This is a genomic window from Ruegeria sp. S263 (assembly GCF_056780525.1).
Genome location: NZ_CM165558.1, coordinates 2,386,909 through 2,408,002 on the forward strand (window position 1 = coordinate 2,386,909; position 21,094 = coordinate 2,408,002).

The 21,094-nt window shown below is 54.9% G+C and carries 26 protein-coding genes and 1 tRNA gene; 12 read left to right on the forward strand and 15 right to left on the reverse strand.

Features of this window, described 5'->3' with window-relative positions; all coding sequences use genetic code 11:
• The first annotated feature begins 123 nt into the window (after positions 1-123).
• Positions 124-606 (forward strand): fasciclin domain-containing protein, encoded by a 483-nt coding sequence (locus ACT2B1_RS11880; protein ID WP_481667805.1) that lies wholly within the window; start codon positions 124-126, stop codon positions 604-606.
• A 364-nt stretch (positions 607-970) separates the two neighbouring features.
• Here the strand turns inward: ACT2B1_RS11880 and ACT2B1_RS11885 are convergent, their stop codons facing one another.
• Complete coding sequence (locus ACT2B1_RS11885) at positions 971-1,339, reverse strand: thermonuclease family protein (protein ID WP_481669021.1); 369 nt, start codon at positions 1,337-1,339, stop codon at positions 971-973.
• A gap of 431 nt (positions 1,340-1,770) precedes the next feature.
• Here ACT2B1_RS11885 and ACT2B1_RS11890 point away from each other — a divergent pair, with 431 nt between their 5' ends.
• Together ACT2B1_RS11890 and ACT2B1_RS11895 are read left to right on the forward strand one after the other, a co-directional pair.
• A complete protein-coding gene (locus ACT2B1_RS11890; protein WP_481667806.1) occupies positions 1,771-2,904 on the forward strand; it encodes a hypothetical protein in 1,134 nt (377 codons plus the stop codon).
• A gap of 382 nt (positions 2,905-3,286) precedes the next feature.
• On the forward strand, positions 3,287-3,742 hold the full coding sequence (locus ACT2B1_RS11895) for a hypothetical protein (RefSeq protein ID WP_481667807.1): 456 nt from the start codon (positions 3,287-3,289) through the stop codon (positions 3,740-3,742).
• A gap of 219 nt (positions 3,743-3,961) precedes the next feature.
• Here the strand turns inward: ACT2B1_RS11895 and ACT2B1_RS11900 are convergent, their stop codons facing one another.
• The 11 genes from ACT2B1_RS11900 to ACT2B1_RS11950 all read right to left on the reverse strand — a co-directional run bounded on the left by ACT2B1_RS11900 (position 3,962) and on the right by ACT2B1_RS11950 (position 9,746).
• Complete coding sequence (locus ACT2B1_RS11900) at positions 3,962-4,378, reverse strand: hypothetical protein (RefSeq protein ID WP_481667808.1); 417 nt, start codon at positions 4,376-4,378, stop codon at positions 3,962-3,964.
• The gene (locus tag ACT2B1_RS11905) at positions 4,371-4,748 is read right to left on the reverse strand and encodes a hypothetical protein (protein ID WP_481667809.1); all 378 of its coding nucleotides are present in this window, start codon (positions 4,746-4,748) and stop codon (positions 4,371-4,373) included. The genes ACT2B1_RS11900 and ACT2B1_RS11905 overlap by 8 nt, the downstream gene beginning before the upstream one ends.
• Positions 4,741-5,178, reverse strand: coding sequence for a hypothetical protein (locus ACT2B1_RS11910; protein ID WP_481667810.1), 438 nt, complete (start codon positions 5,176-5,178; stop codon positions 4,741-4,743). The genes ACT2B1_RS11905 and ACT2B1_RS11910 overlap by 8 nt, the downstream gene beginning before the upstream one ends.
• Before the next feature lie 266 nt (positions 5,179-5,444).
• Positions 5,445-6,164, reverse strand: coding sequence for a hypothetical protein (locus ACT2B1_RS11915; protein ID WP_481667811.1), 720 nt, complete (start codon positions 6,162-6,164; stop codon positions 5,445-5,447).
• 103 nt (positions 6,165-6,267) lie between these two features.
• The gene (locus tag ACT2B1_RS11920) at positions 6,268-6,648 is read right to left on the reverse strand and encodes a hypothetical protein (protein WP_481667812.1); all 381 of its coding nucleotides are present in this window, start codon (positions 6,646-6,648) and stop codon (positions 6,268-6,270) included.
• A 14-nt stretch (positions 6,649-6,662) separates the two neighbouring features.
• The gene (locus ACT2B1_RS11925) at positions 6,663-7,043 is read right to left on the reverse strand and encodes a hypothetical protein (protein ID WP_481667813.1); all 381 of its coding nucleotides are present in this window, start codon (positions 7,041-7,043) and stop codon (positions 6,663-6,665) included.
• Positions 7,044-7,428: 385 nt separating this feature from the next.
• Positions 7,429-7,698 (reverse strand): helix-turn-helix transcriptional regulator, encoded by a 270-nt coding sequence (locus ACT2B1_RS11930; protein WP_481667814.1) that lies wholly within the window; start codon positions 7,696-7,698, stop codon positions 7,429-7,431.
• Complete coding sequence (locus ACT2B1_RS11935) at positions 7,691-8,002, reverse strand: hypothetical protein (RefSeq protein ID WP_481667815.1); 312 nt, start codon at positions 8,000-8,002, stop codon at positions 7,691-7,693. The genes ACT2B1_RS11930 and ACT2B1_RS11935 overlap by 8 nt, the downstream gene beginning before the upstream one ends.
• Complete coding sequence (locus ACT2B1_RS11940; protein WP_481667816.1) at positions 7,999-8,250, reverse strand: hypothetical protein; 252 nt, start codon at positions 8,248-8,250, stop codon at positions 7,999-8,001. The genes ACT2B1_RS11935 and ACT2B1_RS11940 overlap by 4 nt, the downstream gene beginning before the upstream one ends.
• A 116-nt stretch (positions 8,251-8,366) precedes the next feature.
• Positions 8,367-9,239, reverse strand: a complete 873-nt coding sequence (locus ACT2B1_RS11945; RefSeq protein WP_481667817.1) for a tyrosine-type recombinase/integrase — start codon at positions 9,237-9,239, stop codon at positions 8,367-8,369.
• 420 nt (positions 9,240-9,659) lie between these two features.
• A tRNA-Leu gene (locus ACT2B1_RS11950) sits at positions 9,660-9,746 on the reverse strand.
• A gap of 142 nt (positions 9,747-9,888) precedes the next feature.
• Here ACT2B1_RS11950 and ACT2B1_RS11955 point away from each other — a divergent pair.
• Both ACT2B1_RS11955 and lipB read left to right on the forward strand, forming a co-directional pair.
• Positions 9,889-10,548, forward strand: coding sequence for a DsbA family oxidoreductase (locus ACT2B1_RS11955; RefSeq protein ID WP_171239448.1), 660 nt, complete (start codon positions 9,889-9,891; stop codon positions 10,546-10,548).
• A 38-nt stretch (positions 10,549-10,586) separates the two neighbouring features.
• On the forward strand, positions 10,587-11,243 hold the full coding sequence (gene lipB, locus ACT2B1_RS11960; protein WP_171239449.1) for a lipoyl(octanoyl) transferase LipB: 657 nt from the start codon (positions 10,587-10,589) through the stop codon (positions 11,241-11,243).
• A gap of 417 nt (positions 11,244-11,660) precedes the next feature.
• Here lipB and ACT2B1_RS11965 read toward each other — a convergent pair whose 3' ends face one another.
• Complete coding sequence (locus ACT2B1_RS11965; protein ID WP_171122878.1) at positions 11,661-12,080, reverse strand: HIT family protein; 420 nt, start codon at positions 12,078-12,080, stop codon at positions 11,661-11,663.
• 287 nt (positions 12,081-12,367) lie between these two features.
• On the opposite strand from ACT2B1_RS11965, the gene ctaD reads away from it, so the two are divergent.
• The 3 genes from ctaD to ACT2B1_RS11980 all read left to right on the forward strand — a co-directional run bounded on the left by ctaD (position 12,368) and on the right by ACT2B1_RS11980 (position 15,500).
• A complete protein-coding gene (gene ctaD / locus ACT2B1_RS11970) occupies positions 12,368-14,026 on the forward strand; it encodes a cytochrome c oxidase subunit I (protein ID WP_171121106.1) in 1,659 nt (552 codons plus the stop codon).
• A 338-nt stretch (positions 14,027-14,364) separates the two neighbouring features.
• The gene (locus ACT2B1_RS11975) at positions 14,365-14,964 is read left to right on the forward strand and encodes a 2-hydroxychromene-2-carboxylate isomerase (RefSeq protein ID WP_171121105.1); all 600 of its coding nucleotides are present in this window, start codon (positions 14,365-14,367) and stop codon (positions 14,962-14,964) included.
• A gap of 44 nt (positions 14,965-15,008) precedes the next feature.
• Entirely contained in the window at positions 15,009-15,500 is a 492-nt protein-coding gene (locus ACT2B1_RS11980; RefSeq protein WP_171210591.1) for a DUF2244 domain-containing protein, read from the forward strand.
• Between the two features lie 23 nt (positions 15,501-15,523).
• Here ACT2B1_RS11980 and ACT2B1_RS11985 read toward each other — a convergent pair whose 3' ends face one another.
• On the reverse strand, positions 15,524-16,009 hold the full coding sequence (locus ACT2B1_RS11985) for a GatB/YqeY domain-containing protein (protein ID WP_481667818.1): 486 nt from the start codon (positions 16,007-16,009) through the stop codon (positions 15,524-15,526).
• Positions 16,010-16,192: 183 nt separating this feature from the next.
• Here ACT2B1_RS11985 and carA point away from each other — a divergent pair, with 183 nt between their 5' ends.
• Together carA and ACT2B1_RS11995 are read left to right on the forward strand one after the other, a co-directional pair.
• Entirely contained in the window at positions 16,193-17,359 is a 1,167-nt protein-coding gene (carA, locus tag ACT2B1_RS11990; protein ID WP_171239455.1) for a glutamine-hydrolyzing carbamoyl-phosphate synthase small subunit, read from the forward strand.
• Positions 17,360-17,441: 82 nt separating this feature from the next.
• Positions 17,442-19,313 (forward strand): glycosyltransferase, encoded by a 1,872-nt coding sequence (locus tag ACT2B1_RS11995; RefSeq protein ID WP_481667819.1) that lies wholly within the window; start codon positions 17,442-17,444, stop codon positions 19,311-19,313.
• 3 nt (positions 19,314-19,316) lie between these two features.
• Here ACT2B1_RS11995 and ACT2B1_RS12000 read toward each other — a convergent pair whose 3' ends face one another.
• On the reverse strand, positions 19,317-19,964 hold the full coding sequence (locus ACT2B1_RS12000; RefSeq protein WP_171121100.1) for a GntR family transcriptional regulator: 648 nt from the start codon (positions 19,962-19,964) through the stop codon (positions 19,317-19,319).
• Positions 19,965-20,064: 100 nt separating this feature from the next.
• Between ACT2B1_RS12000 and ACT2B1_RS12005 the strand changes: the two genes are divergently transcribed.
• Together ACT2B1_RS12005 and ACT2B1_RS12010 are read left to right on the forward strand one after the other, a co-directional pair.
• A complete protein-coding gene (locus ACT2B1_RS12005; protein ID WP_171122868.1) occupies positions 20,065-20,709 on the forward strand; it encodes a pyrimidine 5'-nucleotidase in 645 nt (214 codons plus the stop codon).
• A gap of 87 nt (positions 20,710-20,796) precedes the next feature.
• On the forward strand, positions 20,797-21,045 hold the full coding sequence (locus tag ACT2B1_RS12010) for a hypothetical protein (RefSeq protein WP_171121098.1): 249 nt from the start codon (positions 20,797-20,799) through the stop codon (positions 21,043-21,045).
• Positions 21,046-21,094 lie beyond the last annotated feature (49 nt).

Consider the following 21,094-nt stretch of genomic DNA (forward strand, 5'->3'; position numbering starts at 1 on the left):
AGAAGAACAGACTTTGAGCGCAAAGGATGTGCTGCGACGCATGATTTGGCTTATCCACGGAAATGATATCTATTGGTCCAATCGGTTCTTAGGGCCGACACAAGATCAAAAGGAGGAACACCCATGAAACGTAGATTTGTTCTGAAATCCACTGTTGCTGCAGGCCTGTTGGCTCTTGTTGCCGGATGTTCAACCGGAGGTGACGACATCGTCGAAGTCGCTTCGTCTAGCGACCAGTTCTCGACCCTTGTGGCGGCTGTTTCGGCTGCAGGATTGGTGGAAACACTGCAGGGTGACGGTCCATTTACCGTATTTGCTCCGACCAATGAGGCCTTTGCTGCCCTTCCAGCCGGTACTGTCGATGATCTTTTGAAGCCGGAAAACAAGGATCAGCTTGTTAACATCCTGACGTATCACGTTGTTCCCGGTAACTTTCCCGCAAGTACTCTGGCTGGGCAGAAAGGTTCACTTACAACTGCTCAAGGTGGCACCCTCACTGCGGATGGAACTGACGGCGTAAAAATCAATGGAGCAAACGTCATTGCCGCTGATATCTCAGCTTCCAACGGCGTAATCCACGCAATCGACACGGTGCTACTTCCCTAGTAATTAACCTCCATTGGGCGAAATGTATGGCCCCGGCTAGTCCGGGGCCATTGGAAGAAGATCACACCCAAGAATCTGGCACTATCCGGGCGCCTCAGCAAATCTATATCTGGACGCCATGGGCTTTCCGAAGAGTTGAGAGAGCCGACCTGAAGCATACAGTCTCTTTGTACGCAGAGCATAAGGCACTACGTCCAAACACTGGATCATCCGCTACCGACTAAACCTGAGATTTAGCCACCTTCGCGATTTAGGTGAAATAAGGTGCCGGCTATTAAGACTTTCTTAGTGCTGTAGATTTGATTGGCCACGACCTTGAAGCAGTCCAACAATAGTACGTTTACTCTGTAATTATCGTACCCATTCAGCAGTAACGAGCTCGCCTAAGCCGAGATTTCGCTGCAGGCGTTTCTAGGTGTCGATATCGCCCACCACTGTAACGGGCGCAGTCGAGAGCATGTCCCGCAGCAATAACAGCGCCACCAATATCCTGGCCATCCGCATAACAGACGCCTACATAACGGTCGTGGGTACGTTCGCCCGTGAGCTTACACTCAATAGATTTTCCACGTAGGTAGTTGACCATCCAACGCTTGGCGTTTTTGCCGGACGATGACCCCAATTCCGGAGCATCTACACCCTGGAGCCGAACGGGCATCCCATCGACGACGATGGTATCTGCATCCCGAACGTGAAGACCATTCGCAACGACGGACGATGCGGCAAGTGACATTGAGAGAAGTGTCGTGAAAAAGAATTTCAATCAATTTTCCCCTCTGCAAAATTTTTTTCAATAGTTCAGCCACTTCGCCACCAGTTTCTACTCAAATAAACGGAATGGAAAGCGGAGGTAGCACAAGCCCGAAGATTCAGAGTAAGCAGCGCGCGCTCACCTCATGCCCCCGATGTCTCAGAGATGTGCTTTGAACTAGATCGTTTCGATGAGTTGGTCGCAGGCCACCAGTACAGCTGTGTAGTTAAGTGACCAATAATTGGAATGATAAAATCTAGCTGAATGAAAAATACGCGACCATCTAGCCACACTTCAATTGATAGTTGCGCGGACCCGCGAGGAATTTAATACAACTGCATTGCACGTTAACCCGAGATCGGTGACTGATATTTCATTGAAAACAAATTATTAGAGTTCTCCGGAGAGTTATTTTGCCAAGAAAATTGCATACCAAGGTTGCTGCGCTCATATCCTTGCTGGCCTCCTTTACCTTTTCAAATGCAGCCGTCGCTGGAGACCTGCGAGCTAGCCCCGACATACCTCAGTGCGACTACTTCTTCTCCGGTGGCGTGGAAAAGGGAGATGCGTTGAAGATCGAGGAGCTTATCCCTCCTACTGCATCTGGTTCACGTCTATGCCTTAACAGTCCCGGCGGTGACTTTATCGAAGGTCTCCGTATGTTTCATACCATTTGGCACAAGGGCTCCGTGGCAACTTACGTCCGGCGGAGTGACGTTTGCCTGTCTGCCTGTGCAGTTGCTTTCCTTGGAGGCTCTGTAGTCGTTGGAACAGGCGCAATCAGGTCCAGAAACGCCGTCATAGAACCCGGTGCCTATCTGGGTTTTCACGCGCCTCGGCTTGTTCTTCCCGAGGACGGCTCGCACACTCCGACCGAAGTCCAGAATGCGTACGCGCTGTCTCTCCTCGACGCCTCTTATCTCTTTGACTTAACAAGAAAAGTCGAGCACGGGGCCAGGGGCATGACTGACTTCTTGTTTTCTCGCACTATCGCCACACCACCCCAAGAAATGTACGGGATCGACACCATCGCCAAGGCAAGCCTCGCCCAAGTGACCGTGGCGCAAGTTCCTTTCCCAGAGCTTACATGGGAAAGGCTCCGCAATGTTTGCGACACAGCGATAGTTATGACTGATGATCGTTATGCCGGGATCAACAGTTCCGAAAAGGCGTTCGCGACTTTCTCCAACACGGGGATGGACGGTTCTGGTAGGCCAATGGCGTTGGAAGATCGCGTCTGGAGTTGGAACTCAGGCAACTTTTCCAATTTTGTAATTCGGGGCTACTACGCGCCCCACGTGAACGAAAAGTTTTGCAAGATATCCTTGAGCCGGTTCGCGTTGGACAGGGAAATGAGCTTACCTCTCGAAGGCCGAGACCCTACTTTACAGTGGTTCTCAGTAACTCTTTGGACCGACGCACAGGTGCCTATTGATCCATCCTTTGCTGGCTACGCAGAAAACACCTCCAAAGTGACCGAGAAAGTATCAGTTCCATGGTCGGCGTTGTGGGACCCGATGACACCACTATCGAGTTTTGTGCAGTAGAATAAGACCTTCCCAAGTTGGTCTCGCTAGCCTCTCCTATTGAGTATGCCCTCCGAGCCACGGGGAGGTATCTCCGATGACCTAGGCGTCTGGCCGCCCTCACCTACGAGCCGATCGCTCTGTGGCCTCCGTACCCCGTCCCGTGGCCTCGACGATACCGGTCCGTGCGACCACGTCTGTGGGTGCGGTGACCGATGTCCTCAAAAAAGCCAAAATAGGACGCAGATTTAACGAATTTGGTTACGAACACTCTTGTTCAGAGGTAGTCGTTTTACCGGCAAGTAGTGCGATCAACTCAACTCCAACAGACAGTTTTCCAACTCGCAGACTTAGTCGTCAGAAGTCGGTATAGGAAAACGAACAAAATCAGGAATATCCAAGTATGAAATCTCCAATGCTCTCGGCCGCGACAGCCATCGTCATGGCTCACTCTGTAGTCGCGCAAGAAGCCGATAAGCAAATCTTCTATGAAGACTCCGACAAAGATTATTTTGCAATTGATGTTGAGTATTCAAAACAAGCTGATGGGCGAGAGCATTGCACTCTAATCTTTTTGGACCGACAGTCCGAGACCCTGCTTTCCCTCATTGTGCCTGGATCTCAGAGCGAGCCAGGAATGATTGTTTTTAGCGTCCCAAGCGGGTTCCTAGGGTTTGGAAATCCAACAGCGGCAGAGAGCCTCATTTTTGAGTTCCAAGACGAAAATGGAAGAAGAACTGATAACACTATTCTATGTTACTGGAACTACAAAGTTGAAGAAGTTACTCCATCAACGAAGACCGTATCCCACATACTGCTTTCTCGAGTAGATGACCTATGGGGCTTTGGTCGAGATTGATACGAGTCTGCCGCTGTTTCTGTTGAGAATGAAACCGGAGAAGAAATGGCAGCCTTGACGTTGCATCGAGCGAAAGAGGGGCTTGAGGCTCTGGCCGATTGTTGGTCGACCACTAACGGCTAACAACTGCAAACTCGAATGCGGCAACGTTGGTAGAAACAGTGATGCGATGAACCAGTGTATGGCCGATTTCTTGTTAGATCGGTCATCTCAGGCTCTTCACCTTAACAGTGCTTGGTTCTCGATCAGCGTTTTGAGAAGCATGTCGCTCGGCTTCCGAACCCAGTTTACCACTTCGCCCTGCTTGTCCAGGATTGGTACCAGTGTGCCTTCCACGGCTCTTTCAACGGCGGTGTCCGCGAGCATTTGCCTGACCATTCGCATCGCTTTCCCCCACCCTCTCGCAAAGGCCGGGTCGCCTTGCCAGTTGGCCACCGTGATCCGGTTCACGCCAACCATCGCCGCAGCCTTTCCCGCTGATCCCGTGTGGGCCAAACAAGTTAGGAACAGCCCCTGCAGGGTCTCTTCATCCGCTCCAATGGCCTGAGGCAGCACTTCGATAGGTGCCTCAATCGGGCGAATTTCTTCACCGTTTTTAACTACGGTTACCGCGTTCCGCGCCACGAGTTCATTCATCTCTTATTTCCTCCAGCTCCACGTCAATCGCGTTCCGGGTTTCGAGTTGACGCAATGAGTCCGCCAAATTGAAGGTTGCGTTGACATCCACCCTACTGGGCACGTCTGATCCAAGAATGGCAGCCGCGCGTTCCTGCAATCGGATCACGATTGCCGCCGCCTTCTCGTCCCCTGCCCTTGCTCGTTCCATGAATACCGGGACCATTTCCTCAATCCGCGCCAACTGGCGCTCAGCTTCCAAGGCCACCCGGTCGGCATTGTGCGCCGGGTGAAGGATCGTGCCCGTGTTCTCTACTTCGGCAGGCACAGGCATCGTTTCCAGTGCTTCCGCCTCTTGCCGAAGCGCGACCATGTTGAACGTCTCAGTCATCCTTTATCCTTTCTGGAAAGTGCAGTTTGAGGAGTTGAACCAGAACGGCATCGCTCGGAACTCTGGTCCAAGCGACCAACGCCCCGTCCTGCCCGAAAACAGGTTCATAGGAACCGTGCAGCGCCCGGTGCACCGCCAAATCCAGTATCGCATAGCGCCCAACTTCCATGGCCTGATCGAACCGGGACGCGAATTCCAGGCTTCGCTTTCTCCAAATAGAGACCTGCGGGTGATCGATCCCCACGGCCTTGCACGCCTCTTTAACGATGCCAGTCTCCTGCAAAACTTGAAGAAAAGCCTCCCGCCGAGACCCGGGACCAGTGAAATCCAAATCAGCAGCCTCGTCGGGGGCAACAGGTCGCAAAAACCCAGCGTCGCGCACCGTGCGGTGACTAGGAGCCAATTTTATTGTGTCTCGTTTGTCCGTCATACGACCTCCTGGCGCTCAGCGAGGGGTGCGAGGGGTGAATACACCCGTCGAGATACCAGAGATGGGTCTCGAGATACCTCTCTACAGCGGGGGTGCGTAGGGTCGCGGGGGGTCTCCGTACCGTCTCGGCTCTCGTACCTATCCCCCTCTCTATTGTACCCCCCTTATCATCTCTCTCTCGTCTCTGGAGATTAGACACCCCCCGCGACCCTACGCACCCCCGTTGTACGCTCGCGTGGCCCGGCTCACGGTTCTCGCAGCCCGTTTCAAAACGCTTCATTGGTGGCCTCCTCACGCCAAGTCTCGAGTTTTTTACGGTCTTCGTCAGACACTGGCTGAACCACCCAAGTGGCGACCTTGTTATGATCGTCGTAGCCTTTAGCTACCGTGAGTCCGTCCACCCGGACCCCGACTAGTGCTTCCAGTGATTTGGCAACTTTCACCCGGCTCACGGCTCGCCCTGTTGATTTGGTGATGTCACGTAGGCATTGGCCAAGTTCCTTTTCCAACGACGTCTTTTCGTCTTGGAAACCATCAAAGACTTGGTACAGGTCCTTGGTTTTGAATTCCTCGTCACCAAACATTAGCCAAAGGTTTCGGAGCAGTTCGTTTCGGGTTTCGCGCACCGGGTCCTTCGCGACGGACTCATCTATTTTGGCAAAGATGTCTTCGCCACCGGCGTAGATGAGTGGTTGGCGCACCATTTTGTCCCAGTCGGAGAACCTAACGGTGTCTGTGGTTTGGTTGGGGCAACCATTGGCGTACCACGCACGCATCACGGTCAGCCCGTGTAGAATAGCAGTACTTCGGTTCTCGAGACACCATTGTTTTAGATTGGTTCGATGGAAGTTTCGCGCATCTGGTCTTTCCATTTGAGCGTCGAGGTAACTCTCAAAGACCCTAGTGGCAGCGTCGGCAAGGACAGCGACGTTGTTGCCGTTGAGCAGCCAAAGAAGGTTGGTTGGAGCGTGTGCATTCTGGTTCACCCCCAGAATGCGGCCCGAGAACACCGGGGAAGTTAGGCACTTACAGAAGTCCGCACCCCCATGTTTTGTTCCTTTTGCGGTCGAGAAACTGCAGTGGCCCGGGTCATTTTTTGTATTCCGAGTGAAATTCAAGAAAGGCAGGCAGTAACCGATCAATCAGCACCTTATGCGTGCCTTCCATGTCGTGAAGGCTGTCTATAGCCTCCCAAATGTCATGATGAGCGTCACTGAATTCCTCAATATCAGCGGCTTCAAGGAATTCTTTCAGCGCAAGTTTGAGGTCAATTAATCCGGCCTCAATTATGAACGCCAGGCGGCGAATAACATCAACCCGCTGGTCCAGAGGAGGCCGATTAATTTTGTCCGTAGTAGCCGCCAAGCCGAGTGCGCCAGTTTCCACTTCAAGAAACGGGTCTTCACCTTTGGCCGCTCTTCGCAACATATCAGCCAAAGTTGGCTGCTGAATCTTTTCTGGTTTGGTCACTACCACGTTCCTTCTTAGGCTGGAATTTTTGGCTGTTCTGGTTGTTCTTGTTTTTCTCGAGCGATGGCGTGGCGCATCAGGTACATCACGTCATCCGGATCGGCCCCGTGCTCTCGCGCTACCATGATCATTACATGCGCCATTGTCTTAAGGTTCAAAAACGCTGCCTGATCGTTCGGCGAGTATGTTTTCAAGCCAACCGCAAGCATCGCCGTGAACCGGTCCGCAGCATAATCACTGTCCACCTTGGACCGCTCAGACTCAGCCGCCAGATCGTCCAAAAACATCTGATCGCTGGCGACCTTTTCATTAATCGCGTTCCGGGCGAATGCGGCGATAGACTGGCCCCTTTTTGCCCAGCCACCTCCATCGCTTCCCGTTCTGCGGTTGTACATCTAATGTAAATCATGTCGTTATACCTTCCCATTTTCCACACCTTTTCAAATACTTGTATGTCGGACCATCATACCACGCCCGAGGCTCGGACACCATATGTCGCGTGCGAAACCCGGGTTTTTATTCTCTCAAGAGTTGTATTGTATACTTATGTCCGAGGACTGAGTGTGCTAGACTGTCCGTGGTCACTACTGCGCTGGAGGTGGCCAGCGATTTGCGGCTCCTCCAGCTCCTTTTCCCAAAGCAGAGACATCTACTCATCGCGCGCGGCGGTCCCGCATGCCCGAGAGAGGCGACGGGAGGGGGTCTCCGTGGGTCAGAGGCGATCCGGGGGCCGACCCCCGTAGACGCACCGGACACCCGTCCCGTGGCCGCCCCGTGGCTCTACCAGTCTTGGCCTGATTGCTTGTCCGGCTTGTTTGATGGTTGCGCGGCGTACAAGTCCAGGTCGGACCTTCGGTACCGGATGCTGCCCGAAGCCAGCTTTATGAACTCCGGGCCGTTGCCATGACACCGCCAAGTGCGCAGCGTGTTAGGGCTTAAGCACAGGTAGTAAGCTGCCTCGGATTCAGTCATCAGCGTATCGTGCTGTGGGGCGAACAACGGGCGCATGCGCTCCACCACGGCCTCGGCGAGGCGATCAATGTCAGTCATTGGACACCTCCTTGATAAGGAGGCTTTCTCCACCAAACACATTTTGCAGCTGATCAAGCGTGAACAGTTTCTCCACGCCCCTCCACCCCCACTGGCATTCGTCTGAATATTTTAGGACCATGTAAGCGTGTTCTTCGGTGACTTCGCTCCCCCACGGAACGAGGGCCAAATATTCCCGAACACTGATCGGGTAGTCAGGCTTTGAGAGTGCCGACATTAGGTGTTCAAGTTTCCTTTGCGCGAACTTGAAGTCAAACTTGGAGACCCTTTTCTTATGTTCATACTCTTCAAGAAGATTGCTCATTGGTCGCCCTCCCAGATGCCAAGGGCGTTATCAATGTCCGCAACCCGGTATTTAGTAGAACCGTCAAGGTACCGTGACGGGATCGCTCCGGCGTTTATGAGCCGATCAAGTTTTTCTCGGATTTCTGGATTGCCGTATTCTTCTAGATACTGGCGGCGAGTGACCAACCAATTTCCATCAACACCTTCGCGATGCTTTCTTTTGAAAGTTCGCTCAACCGAACGTTTAGAGATACCCGATAAAGGCATAACACTCTCCATTGATTTGGATTATGCCACGGATAGTGAAGTTCTACTTCACCGGGGCGTCCGCTCCCACCAGTAGGCGAATCTAGGATACTTGGTGGTCGGTCACGCGGTCAACACTAAATCTGCGCAAGATTCACAGCATCTTGTAGCGTGACCAGATCAAAAGCGGCGTAGTGTTGAGCGGCGGTGCTCGGGCTGTGACCACAAATTCGCGCCGCAACAAAGGGCTGCACCCCTGCCCTTACCAACCGGCTCACGGAGTCCGAGCGCAAGTTCTTTAATAGCAACCCATTCAGATCGGCCTCGGACACCAGCCTCTTCCAAGCAATCCGGATATCAATTAACGGCTTCCCGGATGGTCCGGGGAATACGAGGCCCGAATGTCGGCCACTGCGAACCTTCCACTCCATCAAAACTGGCCGCAGTTCTTCCGCTATCGGGACCTGCCGCTCCGTCATGGTTTTGGCTTTTTCGCCCCGGACGGTGATGAAGTTGGTTTCAAAACAAACATCTTCCCAAACCAGTGACGTGACCTCACCCCACCGCATTCCGGCGTAGTAAAGCATCAAAACCAACGGCCTGATGTAGATAGGGCCATCAAACCGGTCCACGGCACTCAGGAACCGCGAACGCTCCGCGTCCTTCAAAACCCGGGCCACGCCTCCCTTCACAGCAGGCAAGGGCCGCAGATTGCGAAACGGATGCTCGGCGATTACCTCCATTTCCACCGCGCGAGACAAAACAGAGGAAAGGACAGTGACAGTTCGGTTGACCGAAACGGGCTTCGCGCCCCGGGCAAGCATCTTGTTCCGGAAATCCTCTACCACCCGGCGGCTGATTTCATTGAGGGGCTTTAGCCCCAGATACCGAAAGTTGTGCTTAAGGCGGTTTAGCTGTGAGGCGGGATTTTTGAGGTTGGCATGGCACCAGTCCGTGTACGAACCAAGCACAAACTCCTTGAAGGTAGGGATGCGTGTCTTGACCGGCACGACACCCTCTAACTGGTAACGGCTGAGCGCTGCTTTGGCCGCTGCCCGAGCCTCGGGTACCGATACTACCGGCCAGTTACCAAGCTTGACCCGCTTCCCGCGTTTGAACTGACAGTAATGAGCGATGCTGCCAGAGGGTTGGACCCGGACCAAATACCCGGTCACATCGGAATCTCGGAGGTCTTTGATCTTGTCTGGAGGGGTCGCGGCGTGGCGCTTTAACAGGGCATTACTGATAGTCACGGGCATTTCGGTACTTCCTCGCTACTCATTACTGTGGTGCTCTCGTAATGCCGAAAAAACACTACGGAAATCAGCGACACAATATATCCAGCAACAAGAAAGCGGCAAGAAAACCCTTAAAAACAACGCTCTAGACGTTGTAAAAGGTTGTTAGATGTATCAATTGATTGATGAGAATGGTGCGGTCGAGAAGACTCGAACTTCCACGGGTGTTACCCCACAGCGACCTCAACGCTGCGCGTCTACCAATTCCGCCACGACCGCACTGTATGTGACTTGGTAGAGGCGCGTATAGACGGTGCGGAACGGGATGTGAAGAGGCAAAAGACAAGCCGGATTGAATTCCTTTTCGACCTTCATATCTGTATCACAGATTTCACTTTGCCACCTGATCCGGAGATGCATCATGACTTCAACAGACACGCGCCCGATCATCCAGATCGACATTGTCTCGGATGTGGTATGCCCTTGGTGTATTGTCGGCTTCCGGCAGCTTGATCTGGCACTGCAGCAAGAGGGGGTGCTTGCCCAACTCCGATGGCACCCGTTTGAATTGAACCCTGCTATGGGGGCCGAAGGGCAAAACCTGCGCGAGCACATGGCTGAGAAATACGGGTCTACGGCCGAGCAAAGTCAGCAGGCGCGTGATCGGTTGACGCAGCTCGGCGCAGAGTTGGGTTTCTTATTTAATTTCAACGAAGAGTCCCGAATCTACAATACCTTTGCCGCACACCAGCTTTTGGACTGGGCTGAAGCCCAAGGGCGTCAACACCCGCTAAAGATGGCTCTGTTTCAGGCATATTTCACCGACCAAAAGGATGTTTCCGATCCCAAAGTCCTTCTCGACGCTGTTGAAGCCGTTGGATTGGACAGGGTCGCCGGACAGCAGGTCCTTTCCTCTGGTGCCCACGTGCAACCAGTGCGACAGAAGCAGGAATTCTGGACAAGTCGCGGCATCTCGGGCGTGCCTTCGATGGTGTTTGGCGGCAAGTACCTTGTGACAGGGGCGCAGGGCCGAGATACCTATGCGCAAATCCTTAGGCGCTGTTTGGCAGAGGCGGCGTAACCCCTTTTCCTGCCTGATACCGCGCGGTAAGAGACCTCATGGAATGGAAAATCACTGACGGCTTGACCGACTATGACGATGCCGTGGCCTTTATGGAGGCGCGGGTAGCGGCAATTGCGGCCGGTGAAGCAGATGAATGCGTCTGGCTGCTCGAGCACCCCCCGCTCTATACCGCAGGAACATCCGCCCGGATCGAAGACCTGACCGATCCTGATCGGTTTCCCGTTTACGAAAGCAAGCGCGGCGGTGAGTACACGTATCACGGCCCCGGCCAGCGGGTTGCCTATGTCATGCTTGACCTGAACAAACGCGGGAAAGACGTCCGGCGCTTTGTAAAACAGCTAGAAGCCTGGGTGATCGCGTCGCTTGCGGAATTCAATGTCAAAGGTGAAATCCGGGATGGTCGCGTCGGTGTTTGGGTGCGCCGGGATGACAAGCCTTTGACGGCTTCGGGCGCCCCTGCCGAGGACAAGGTGGCAGCGATTGGCTTGCGACTACGCAAATGGATCAGCTTTCACGGAATCTCGATCAACGTGGAACCTGATCTTGATCATTTCTCAGGGATCGTGCCATGCGGGATTTCCGAACATGGTGTAACGTCTTTGGTCGACTTGGGACTGCCTGTCACGATGGCAGACATGGATGCCGCACTACAGAAAACCTTTTCCCAAATATTCGAAACGATAAGGGCCTGACGTCATAAACCGAATCGTTTCGCGACTCCAATTGGTTAACAATCCATACCCCACCTTGCGCTCTGTTTCCAAAGCGCGCCCAAAACTCGCGCAAAAGCCGAGTGAATCATGACAATTGTCTGTCCAACCCCACTCAAATGAATACAGGCCCGAGATTTACGGTTAGACTGATTTCACCGTTCTAGAGTGAGTGGTGTGTTAAACCGGTAATCGTGGGATTTCTGCGAAAACGGAAAAGTTTTTTTTACGAGTCTGCCGTTCCGACCCCAAATCGGAACGGCAATTCATTTCTGGGGCATCCACCTTCCGGACTTCGCGCATCCGGCTTTCCCAAACTTTCTCACTTTGGCCGAAGCCGCATCAACTGCCCAAGGCCCGCAAGAAGTTCCGACTACCCGGTGATCAAGTGCGTGACGCTCAGCCAACAGCAGTTCTGATTTTTTCGGCGTGCTCCGCGATCAGGTCGAAATCCCCCATTGTTCCGGGCGCACGCAAAGCAACATCTTCGTGGCGAGGAAGAACGTGGAAATGCAGATGGAACACCTCCTGCCCTCCGGCCGTTTCGTTGAATTGCTGGATCGTTACTCCGTCAGCATCAAAGGCCTTCACCACCGCCTTGGCCAGTTTCTGAACAGTGGCCATCACTGATGCCAGTTGCTGCGGAGATGCGTCCAGCATATTACGGCACGGTGTTTTGGGTATCACCAACAGGTGACCGTCCGATCGGGGCATAATGTCCATGAACGCAAGTGTATCGTCATCCTCGTAAACGCGGTTCGCGGGGATCTCCCCCTTCAGGATCTTGGCAAAGATGTTTTCTGGATCGTAGGCGGTCATGTCAAATCTCCGATTTCGGCGTTACGCCCAGTTCTGCGTTTCGTCCGCACCAGGGTCAAGTGAAGAAACCTCTGTCACGCGCAGCGCTTGAATTTTGGCAACCAATACCCAACTGAAAGGTGAATTTAGCCGACAATGCACGTTTCGGGCCCCTGCCCGCGACAATTAATCTTGATCCAGATCAAACTCGACCATTGAAGGCGCCCTCTTCGCATTCTAAAACCAGCAGGAATCCCGCGCGCCGGAGAGGTCCGGCTGCGCGGTAGAATTGTAACAGGAGGCACCTAATGGCAGACGCAGCCATTCATGGTCACGATCATGAAGACCAGCGTGGGTTCTTTACCCGCTGGTTCATGTCGACCAACCACAAGGACATCGGGATTCTGTACCTGATCTTCTCGGCGCTGGCCGGGTTTATCTCGGTGGCGATGACCGTCTATATGCGGCTCGAACTGATGCACCCCGGTGTGCAGTACATGTGCCTCGAAGGGTTCATGGCCGACCCATGTACCCCCAATGGACACCTGTGGAATGTGATGATCACATATCACGGCGTTCTGATGATGTTCTTCGTTGTCATCCCCGCCCTGTTTGGCGGATTTGGCAACTATTTCATGCCGTTGCAGATCGGCGCGCCGGATATGGCGTTCCCGCGGATGAACAACCTGTCCTTCTGGCTGTATGTCGCTGGTACCTCGCTGGGTGTGGCCTCGTTGCTGAGCCCCGGTGGCAATGACCAGCTCGGTTCAGGAGTTGGCTGGGTGCTTTACCCGCCGCTGTCCACGACAGAGGGCGGCATGTCCATGGACCTTGCAATCTTTGCCGTACACGTATCGGGCGCCTCCTCGATCCTCGGCGCGATCAACATGATCACCACGTTCCTGAACATGCGTGCCCCGGGCATGACCCTGTTCAAGGTGCCGCTGTTCAGTTGGTCGATCTTCATCACCTCGTGGCTGATTCTTCTGTCGCTGCCGGTTCTGGCAGGCGCGATCACCATGCTGCTGATGGACCGCAACTTTGGCTTCACCTTCTTTGATCCAGCCGGTGGCGGTGACCCGATCCTGTATCAGCACATCCTGTGGTTCTTCGGCCACCCGGAAGTGTACATCGTTATCCTGCCCGGATTCGGCATCATCAGCCACGTGATCGCCACCTTCTCGCGTAAGCCGATCTTCGGTTACCTGCCGATGGTCTGGGCGATCATTGCGATCGGTGTTCTGGGCTTCGTCGTCTGGGCGCACCACATGTACACCGTTGGCATGTCGCTGCGTCAGCAGGCCTACTTTATGCTGGCAACGATGGTCATCGCGGTTCCAACCGGCGTTAAGGTCTTCTCATGGATTGCAACCATGTGGGGCGGCTCGATTGAGTTCAAGACGCCGATGCTGTTCGCCTTCGGCTTCCTATTCCTGTTCACCGTTGGCGGTGTGACCGGTGTTGTTCTTTCTCAGGCCGGTATCGACCGTGCTTATCACGACACCTACTACGTCGTGGCACACTTCCACTACGTGATGAGCCTGGGCGCCGTCTTTGCGATCTTCGCGGGCGTATACTTCTACTTCTCGAAGATGACGGGTCGCCAGTACTCGGAATTCTGGGGCAAGGTTCACTTCTGGCTGTTCTTCATCGGCGCCAACCTGACCTTCTTCCCGCAGCACTTCCTGGGCCGTCAGGGGATGCCGCGTCGGTATATCGACTACCCCGAGGCATTCGCTCAGTGGAACTTTGTCTCGTCGATTGGTGCGTTCATCTCGTTCGCTTCGTTCCTGCTGTTCTTCGGCATCGTGATCTACGCCCTGCTGCGCGGCGCTAAAGAAACACGCCCTAACCCGTGGAACGAATACGCAGACACGCTGGAATGGACCCTGCCCACCCCGCCGCCCGAACACACGTTCGAGCAGCTTCCAAAGCAGGAAGACTGGGACAAAGGCCACGCGCACTGATCCCTTCCATTAAGGAACAAAGAAAGCCCCGCCTCGTGCGGGGCTTTTTCATTACCCGTCGGTAACGCGCGTTGGACAGTTGCTCCGAGACTCCCAAAAAGATCGCAATTTGAAGTTCATGATGTTTCAGAAGATTGGCGGACCTTCACATCAGTCCACCATGTGCAGAACGTTGCTATCGACATGCGTCAGGCAATCGGTGAGCGAGGTCATGCCCATGGGACGCATGAATAGCACCCTGTACTGGCCCTTGTGGAAAGTCGCCAAACGGCAGAGATCGAAAAAATCCAAAAATTAGGCTATCATGGAAACTGAAACTCTGAGATCGGGGTGATCTAATGCCCGAAATTGATTTTTGGTATTCCATTGGCAGTACGTACAGCTTCTTGACGATCATGCGCCTGGATGACTGGTGCGCTGAGAATGATGTCGCAGTTGCGTGGCGCCCTTTCAATGTCCGAAGCGTCATGTCCGAACAGAAGAACATCCCATTTGCTGGTAAGCCTGTTAAGTCGGCGTATATGTGGCGCGATATCGAGCGGCGAGCTGCCAAGTATCATATCCACGCCCGTCTGCCTGCGCCCTATCCAATTTCTGACCTCGAACTTGCCAATCAGGTCGCCTTGATGGGAATACAGGATGGATGGGGCAAGAGCTTTACACAAAACCTCTACCGGATCTGGTTCGAAGACGGCATCGAAGCTGGCAGCGAGGCGGCAATTTCCGAGGCTCTTTTACGGTGCCAGCAAGACCCTCGTCTGACTCTGGCACGTGCCCGCAGCCCTGATGCGGTTTCAGCACTGGAATTCGAAACTGACCGCGCCTCCCGTCTTGGCGTATTCGGCGCGCCCAGCCTTGTCGTGCGGGGCGAGGTTTTCTGGGGCGACGACCGGCTGGACGACGCCTTGTCATGGTCGCGCGTAGGTCACGTTGTGTGATCATTTGGCGTCGACTTTGCATTGCAAGACGTTATTTTTTGACCATGCCCTACCGGTGGAATCAAACCTCTGGATCGAATCTGGAACTGCGCCTGTGGCCGCATAACTCACTGCCGCCAAAATGGGCTATGCGTGTTGTTCTGGCGGTCTTTTTGTTCGGCCTCATCCCCATGATGGCAGTTCTGGGTTCCGTGCTGTTATGGGGTTTGCTGCCATTCCTGCTGCTGACAGTGGTCGGATTGTGGTTGGCGATACAGTCGAACTATCGTTCCCGCAGCGTTTTTGAGGTATTCACTCTGACAGGTACGCAGGCCCGGCTTGTCCATCACCATCCTGGCCGAGGGTCACAGGAATGGACCTGCAACCGATACTGGGCGCGCCCTGAGATGCACAAGCATGGCGGCCCCGTACCCAACTATGTCACGCTGAAGGGCGACGGGCGCGAAGTGGAAATCGGGTCTTTCCTGACCGAAGAAGAACGGATCGCCCTGTATGACGATCTGACAGAGAAACTGCGCGACCCGGTCGCGCAGTAACGTCGTGTTTGAGGCGAAAGCGGTCAGCAGCCGCCGCTTGCAGCCGCGCAGAGCTGATCTTTGACCATCGGTCCCACTTTGCCGAAATCCATTTGGCCAGTGTAGCGCGACTTCAGCTCGCCCATCACTTTGCCCATATCCCGAATCGAACCAGCGCCTGTTGACGAGATTGCCGTCTGGATGGCCTGAGAGACCTCATCTTCATCCAGTTGTTTGGGCAAAAATTCCTCGATAACTTCGACTTCGCGAAGCTCACGCTCGGCAAGGTCCAACCGCCCGCCCTCTTCATAGGCGCGCGCGCTTTCCTTGCGCTGTTTGGTCATTTTGCCAAGGATTTCAAGAACCTCGGCATCGCCGCAGCCCTTCACCTCTTCGTTGTCAGAGGCACGTGACGCGATGTCACGATCCTTGATCGCGGCATTAATCAGCCGCAGCGTCGACAGACGCTCGGCCTCCTTATCTTTCATTGCCTGCTTCAGGGCTGAGTTCACCCTTGATCGCATATCCATATGATCTGTCCATCCCCATGGAAAAGGAACCACGACCATATCTAAACAAAAAGCGTGATACAACAGGGAAGAAATATGGCTAACCTATTGATTTTTAACAATAGCACAAAATTTGAACAGACTTGACCCAAGCGCCCAAGCCCCTTAGGTATGCGCCGATTTACCCTGCAAGAGAGTCGCCCCATGTCGCAGAACGCCCCGACCAAGCCCACCGCATGTCTGGCATTGGCCGACGGAACATTGTTCTACGGGATGGGCTTTGGCGCCACCGGGCAGACCGTGGCCGAACTGTGCTTTAACACCGCCATGACCGGCTATCAGGAAATCATGACGGACCCGTCCTATGCCGGTCAGATTGTCACCTTCACCTTCCCCCATATCGGCAATGTCGGGGTGAACCCCGAAGATGACGAAACCGCTGACCCTGTTGCAGCCGGGATGGTGGTCAAATGGAACCCGACCGAGCCATCAAACTGGCGCGCGGCGGAAGAACTGAAAACCTGGCTGGCCCGTCGCGGACGTATTGCTATTGGCGGCGTGGACACCCGCCGCCTGACCCGCGCGATCCGTCAGCAGGGAGCGCCGCATGTCGCGCTGGCTCATGACCCTGAGGGGAATTTCGATATCGAGGCTCTGGTGGCGGCCGCACGCGGGTTTGCCGGACTGGAAGGCATGGATCTGGCAAAGGAAGTGACCTGCGCCCAGAGCTATCGGTGGGACGAGATGCGTTGGGCCTGGCCCGATGGCTACGCCCGTCAGGACGCCCCTGTGCACAAGGTTGTGGCCCTGGACTTCGGTGCCAAGCGCAACATCCTGCGCTGCCTGGCCACCGCAGGATGCGACGTCACAGTTTTGCCGGCCACGGCAACAGCAGCCGAAGTCCTTGCGCACGAACCCGACGGGGTGTTCCTGTCGAACGGTCCGGGCGATCCTGCGGCGACCGGCGAATACGCCGTGCCGATGATCAAAGAGGTGCTAGAGACCACCGACCTGCCCGTCTTTGGGATCTGCCTCGGTCATCAGATGCTGGCCTTGGCGCTGGGTGGTCAGACCGTCAAGATGAACCACGGCCACCACGGAGCAAACCACCCGGTCAAGGACCTGGATACTGGCAAGGTCGAGATTACCTCGATGAACCACGGATTTGCTGTCGACGCGCAATCACTGCCCGAAGGTGTCGTGGAAACCCATCGCTCGCTGTTTGACGGGTCGAACTGCGGTATTCGTATGAAAGATCGCCCTGTTTACTCGGTGCAATACCACCCCGAGGCATCACCTGGTCCACAGGACAGTTTCTACCTGTTCGAGCGGTTCGCCGAGGCGATGGCGAACCAAAAAGCAAAGGTATAACGGCTGCTTTAGTTAGAATTAACCCGCTGTTAACCTTAATATAACAACCCTGACACCGGTTTTACGTGTCAGGGTTTTTTTTATGGTTGAACTGAACCTGCAACACTTTGCGCAGGCGGCGCCTATTCCTGTGCAGGTCAGAAAACCTTTGGGCATCTACCTGCTTGAGAGTGGCCTGATTACCCAGGCGCAGTTGGAAAAAGCGCTGGATCTCAGATCCCGGCAGGACGTGCCACTGGGCGAGATTCTTGTGGCTGAAGGCTGGGTCAACCGCCGCGACGTGATGAACGCGCTTGCTGACCAAAACCATCTTCAATTTGCTGATCTGATCGCATCCCCGCCTTCTCTTGAGCTTTGCCAGATAAAACCCGTTCGCTTCTGGCTTGAACATAACGCGATCCCTTGGAAACAGGTGGGCCCATTCCTTTTGGTGGCGACTGCCAAGCCGGATTACTTTGAAACAGTTCGAGCGCACTTGGACAAAGTCGGCCTTACTGTCCTGCCCGTCCTTGCGGCGACAGATGATATCGACGGCACGATTGCCGCTACGTTTTCGCCCCAACTGGCAGCGGATGCCGAGACCCGAGTGGATGCAAAGCATAGCTGTCGATCCTGGGCACGTCGCGCACGGATTAAACCACTTGCAGCCCTGATCGCTGTGGTGGCGATTTTCGCAGCGTTACCAAAAATTGGACTGATGTTCTTCGTGACACTCGCGGTCTGCTCACTGATCTTGTTTTTTGCACTACGGTTAAGCGGCTTGCTGAGTTTTCTGCACCAGAGGTTTCAGACCCCCAAAAGCGCCCCGAAACCCTTGCCGCAGCCCCTTCCCCGTGTGTCGATCATGGTGCCTCTGTACAAGGAAGAAGAAATAGCAGACGCCCTGATACGACGGTTGCAACGCCTGACATATCCCAAGGCCTTATTGGACGTCATTTTGGTTCTTGAGGCATCCGACGATGTCACACGCGCGGCGCTTGCGCATGTCGACCTGCCGTCTTGGATCAGGTCCGTCGAAGTTCCGGCATCAAGCGGGCTGACAACGAAACCCCGGGCAATGAACTATGCACTCGATTTTTGCAGGGGCGACATTCTGGGTGTCTGGGACGCCGAGGATGCTCCACAGCCCGATCAGATCGAACGTGTGGTCACGCATTTCGCGAATGCAGACGATAGCGTCGTCTGTCTGCAAGGGGGACTGGACTATTACAACCCGCGCACCAACTGGAGGTCGCGCTGTTTTACAATCGAATACAATAGCTGGTTCCGCATTCTGTTGCAGGGTATCGCGCGCTTGGGTCTTGTGGTTCCGCTGGGCGGGACAACCTTCTTTTTCCGCCGGAAAAAGCTTTTGGAATTGGGCGGATGGGACGCCCACAATGTCACTGAAGACGCAGATCTGGGTGTACGGTTAAGCCGCGCGGGTTACAGAACCGAGATGGTCGACACCACCACCTTTGAAGAGGCTAATTTCCGCGCTTGGCCTTGGGTGAAACAGCGTTCGCGCTGGCTAAAGGGTTTCATGGTCACCTATCTCGTTCACATGCGTGACCCCGTCCAGCTTTGGAACGACCTCGGAGCCTTGAAGTTTCTAGGCTTTCAAGCGTTCTTTCTTGGAACGGTAGGGCAATTTCTGTTGGCACCCGCTCTTTGGGTGTTCTGGCTGACTGCGCTGGGGATGCTTAACCCGATGGAGGCACTGCTGCCGCGTTGGGCGCTGTTTTCGTTATTTGCCCTCTTCCTTGCCGCAGAACTCACAAACCTTTTCGCCGGAGTCCTGTCGGTCTGGGCGCGGGAAAGAAGGTTTCTTGTACCTTGGGTGCCAACTATGCCCTTGTACTTTCCGCTTGGGGTTGTCGCAGCTTACAAAGCGTTGTGGGAATTGATCAGAAACCCATTCTTCTGGGACAAAACCCAACACGGGCAAGCCTGCGAAGAGATTCAGCCAGAATAAACGTCAGTTTTCGCGGCGCACTGCATCCTGTTTCAGACGCGTCATGAAGGCGACGGAAATATGCTCTTTGAGCGCGCGGGCGGCAGCGGCTTCGTCACGGGCAGCGATGGCCTCGACAATGCCTTTATGTTCGCTCTGGGCGATCTCGCCTCGGCCCTGCACCGCCAAAGAAGTGGTTGCCATCAAAGCCATCGTTCGATGCACCAAATCCAATTGCTGAACCAAATAGCGGTTGTGCGAAGCCAGGTGGATCTGTTCGTGGAAACGGCGGTTGGCACGGGACAAAGCGGTCGGGTCATCGACCAATGCATCGTCGGCGGCAACCATATCCTGAAGCACCTTGATCTCTTCTTCGGTCGCGTGTTTCGCCGCCAGACTTGCGGCCAATCCCTCTAGCTCACGACGCACCACATACAGCTCGGCCATCTGGTTATGATCCAGCGAGGCCACGATCAGCGACCGCCCGTCCCGCTCTAGCAGAGACTGGGTCTCAAGTCTCTGCAACGCTTCGCGAATGGGGGTGCGCGATACGCCGAACCGCTCGGCCAGTTCGCTCTCGACCAGTCGGTCTCCGGGTTTGTAGACGCCCACGTCAATCGCTTCGAGTATCAGGCTGTAGGCGTCCTTGTTGGACTGTTTGGACTGGGGCATGGGATGGTTCGTCTCCTCGTTCGGACCTGTGTATCCGCCTCAGACCCCCGCAATCAAGTCCGGCATTGAAAACCGGGACATGGCGGCCTAAACCCAAGTCATGGTCAAACCTGCATTTGCTCACGTCACCCAATGGGTGTTCGACCTCGACAACACGCTTTATCCGCCGCATATGCGCCTGTTCGATCAGATCGAGGTGCTGATGACGGACTACGTGGTTCAGGCGATCGGCGTCGACCGGGCCGAGGCGGATCGGCTTAGGTCGCATTACTGGCGCGAATACGGCACCACTCTGGCCGGGCTGATGGCCGAGCACGACCTTGACCCGGACCCATATCTTCATGCAGTTCATCAGGTCGACATGAGCCATATGGACCCGGACGCCGATCTGGCCGATCACATCCGTGCCCTGCCGGGCCGCCGGATCGTCTATACGAACGGCAGCGCGCCTTATGCCGAGCGCGTATTGCAGGCGCGTGGCCTGAGCGGATTGTTCGATGCGATTTACGGCATCGAGCACGCAGAGTATCGCCCAAAGCCACAGAAAGCCGCGTTCGAAGCAATCTTTGAGCGCGACGGAATTGACGCAGAAAAAGCCGCGATGTTCGAAGATGACCCGCGCAATCTGGCTGCCCCGCACGAGATGGGGATGCGGACGGTCCACGTCGCACCCGAGCCGCACGAGGCCGATCATATCCACCATCATACCGACGACCTGACGTCATTTCTGTCCCGCCTGCGGTAGGCTGTCACACTACGACTTTCCGCGTATTTCGCAGACGCAGCGTCGCCCCTATATGCGCCTCAGCGACGAATAGAAACGGAGACACCCATGACCGCGATCGAGGCCCCTCGGCGTCTGCCAATCTGGCAGCGTCTGTTGTTTGCAATTCCCCTGTTTGGCTGGATGGCCAAAGACGTTGCCCATGGTGAGGCCGAGGATTGGGGCTATGCCGCACTTGCGATCTTCAGCATGTGGGGTTGTTCGACCCTGTTGTTCGGCCTGCCGGGCCTTTACATCCCCGCCGTGATGATGGTGCCGGTGATGTTCTTGATCCTTTTGCTGATTACCCGAGGTTAAGACACGGGACAGGATGTCACTTGGCACGCGCCTTGGAACCGCACTAGGG

Excerpts from the sequence above, each read along its gene's own strand:
- ACT2B1_RS11910 (WP_481667810.1), bottom strand. The coding sequence starts at position 5,178 with ATGACGGACAAACGAGACACAATAAAATTGGCTCCTAGTCACCGCACG.
- ACT2B1_RS11935 (WP_481667815.1), bottom strand. The coding sequence starts at position 8,002 with ATGAGCAATCTTCTTGAAGAGTATGAACATAAGAAAAGGGTCTCCAAG.
- ACT2B1_RS11965 (WP_171122878.1), bottom strand. The coding sequence starts at position 12,080 with ATGACCGCCTACGATCCAGAAAACATCTTTGCCAAGATCCTGAAGGGG.
- ACT2B1_RS12005 (WP_171122868.1), top strand. The coding sequence starts at position 20,065 with ATGGTCAAACCTGCATTTGCTCACGTCACCCAATGGGTGTTCGACCTC.
- ACT2B1_RS11975 (WP_171121105.1), top strand. The coding sequence starts at position 14,365 with ATGCCCGAAATTGATTTTTGGTATTCCATTGGCAGTACGTACAGCTTC.
- ACT2B1_RS12000 (WP_171121100.1), bottom strand. The coding sequence starts at position 19,964 with ATGCCCCAGTCCAAACAGTCCAACAAGGACGCCTACAGCCTGATACTC.
- lipB (WP_171239449.1), top strand. The coding sequence starts at position 10,587 with ATGGAATGGAAAATCACTGACGGCTTGACCGACTATGACGATGCCGTG.
- ACT2B1_RS11930 (WP_481667814.1), bottom strand. The coding sequence starts at position 7,698 with ATGACTGACATTGATCGCCTCGCCGAGGCCGTGGTGGAGCGCATGCGC.
- ACT2B1_RS11905 (WP_481667809.1), bottom strand. The coding sequence starts at position 4,748 with ATGACTGAGACGTTCAACATGGTCGCGCTTCGGCAAGAGGCGGAAGCA.
- ACT2B1_RS11985 (WP_481667818.1), bottom strand. The coding sequence starts at position 16,009 with ATGGATATGCGATCAAGGGTGAACTCAGCCCTGAAGCAGGCAATGAAA.
- ACT2B1_RS11900 (WP_481667808.1), bottom strand. The coding sequence starts at position 4,378 with ATGAATGAACTCGTGGCGCGGAACGCGGTAACCGTAGTTAAAAACGGT.
- ACT2B1_RS11995 (WP_481667819.1), top strand. The coding sequence starts at position 17,442 with ATGGTTGAACTGAACCTGCAACACTTTGCGCAGGCGGCGCCTATTCCT.
- ACT2B1_RS11955 (WP_171239448.1), top strand. The coding sequence starts at position 9,889 with ATGACTTCAACAGACACGCGCCCGATCATCCAGATCGACATTGTCTCG.
- ctaD (WP_171121106.1), top strand. The coding sequence starts at position 12,368 with ATGGCAGACGCAGCCATTCATGGTCACGATCATGAAGACCAGCGTGGG.
- ACT2B1_RS11940 (WP_481667816.1), bottom strand. The coding sequence starts at position 8,250 with ATGCCTTTATCGGGTATCTCTAAACGTTCGGTTGAGCGAACTTTCAAA.
- ACT2B1_RS11895 (WP_481667807.1), top strand. The coding sequence starts at position 3,287 with ATGAAATCTCCAATGCTCTCGGCCGCGACAGCCATCGTCATGGCTCAC.
- ACT2B1_RS11980 (WP_171210591.1), top strand. The coding sequence starts at position 15,009 with ATGCCCTACCGGTGGAATCAAACCTCTGGATCGAATCTGGAACTGCGC.
- ACT2B1_RS11885 (WP_481669021.1), bottom strand. The coding sequence starts at position 1,339 with ATGTCACTTGCCGCATCGTCCGTCGTTGCGAATGGTCTTCACGTTCGG.
- ACT2B1_RS11925 (WP_481667813.1), bottom strand. The coding sequence starts at position 7,043 with ATGTACAACCGCAGAACGGGAAGCGATGGAGGTGGCTGGGCAAAAAGG.
- ACT2B1_RS12010 (WP_171121098.1), top strand. The coding sequence starts at position 20,797 with ATGACCGCGATCGAGGCCCCTCGGCGTCTGCCAATCTGGCAGCGTCTG.
- ACT2B1_RS11880 (WP_481667805.1), top strand. The coding sequence starts at position 124 with ATGAAACGTAGATTTGTTCTGAAATCCACTGTTGCTGCAGGCCTGTTG.
- carA (WP_171239455.1), top strand. The coding sequence starts at position 16,193 with ATGTCGCAGAACGCCCCGACCAAGCCCACCGCATGTCTGGCATTGGCC.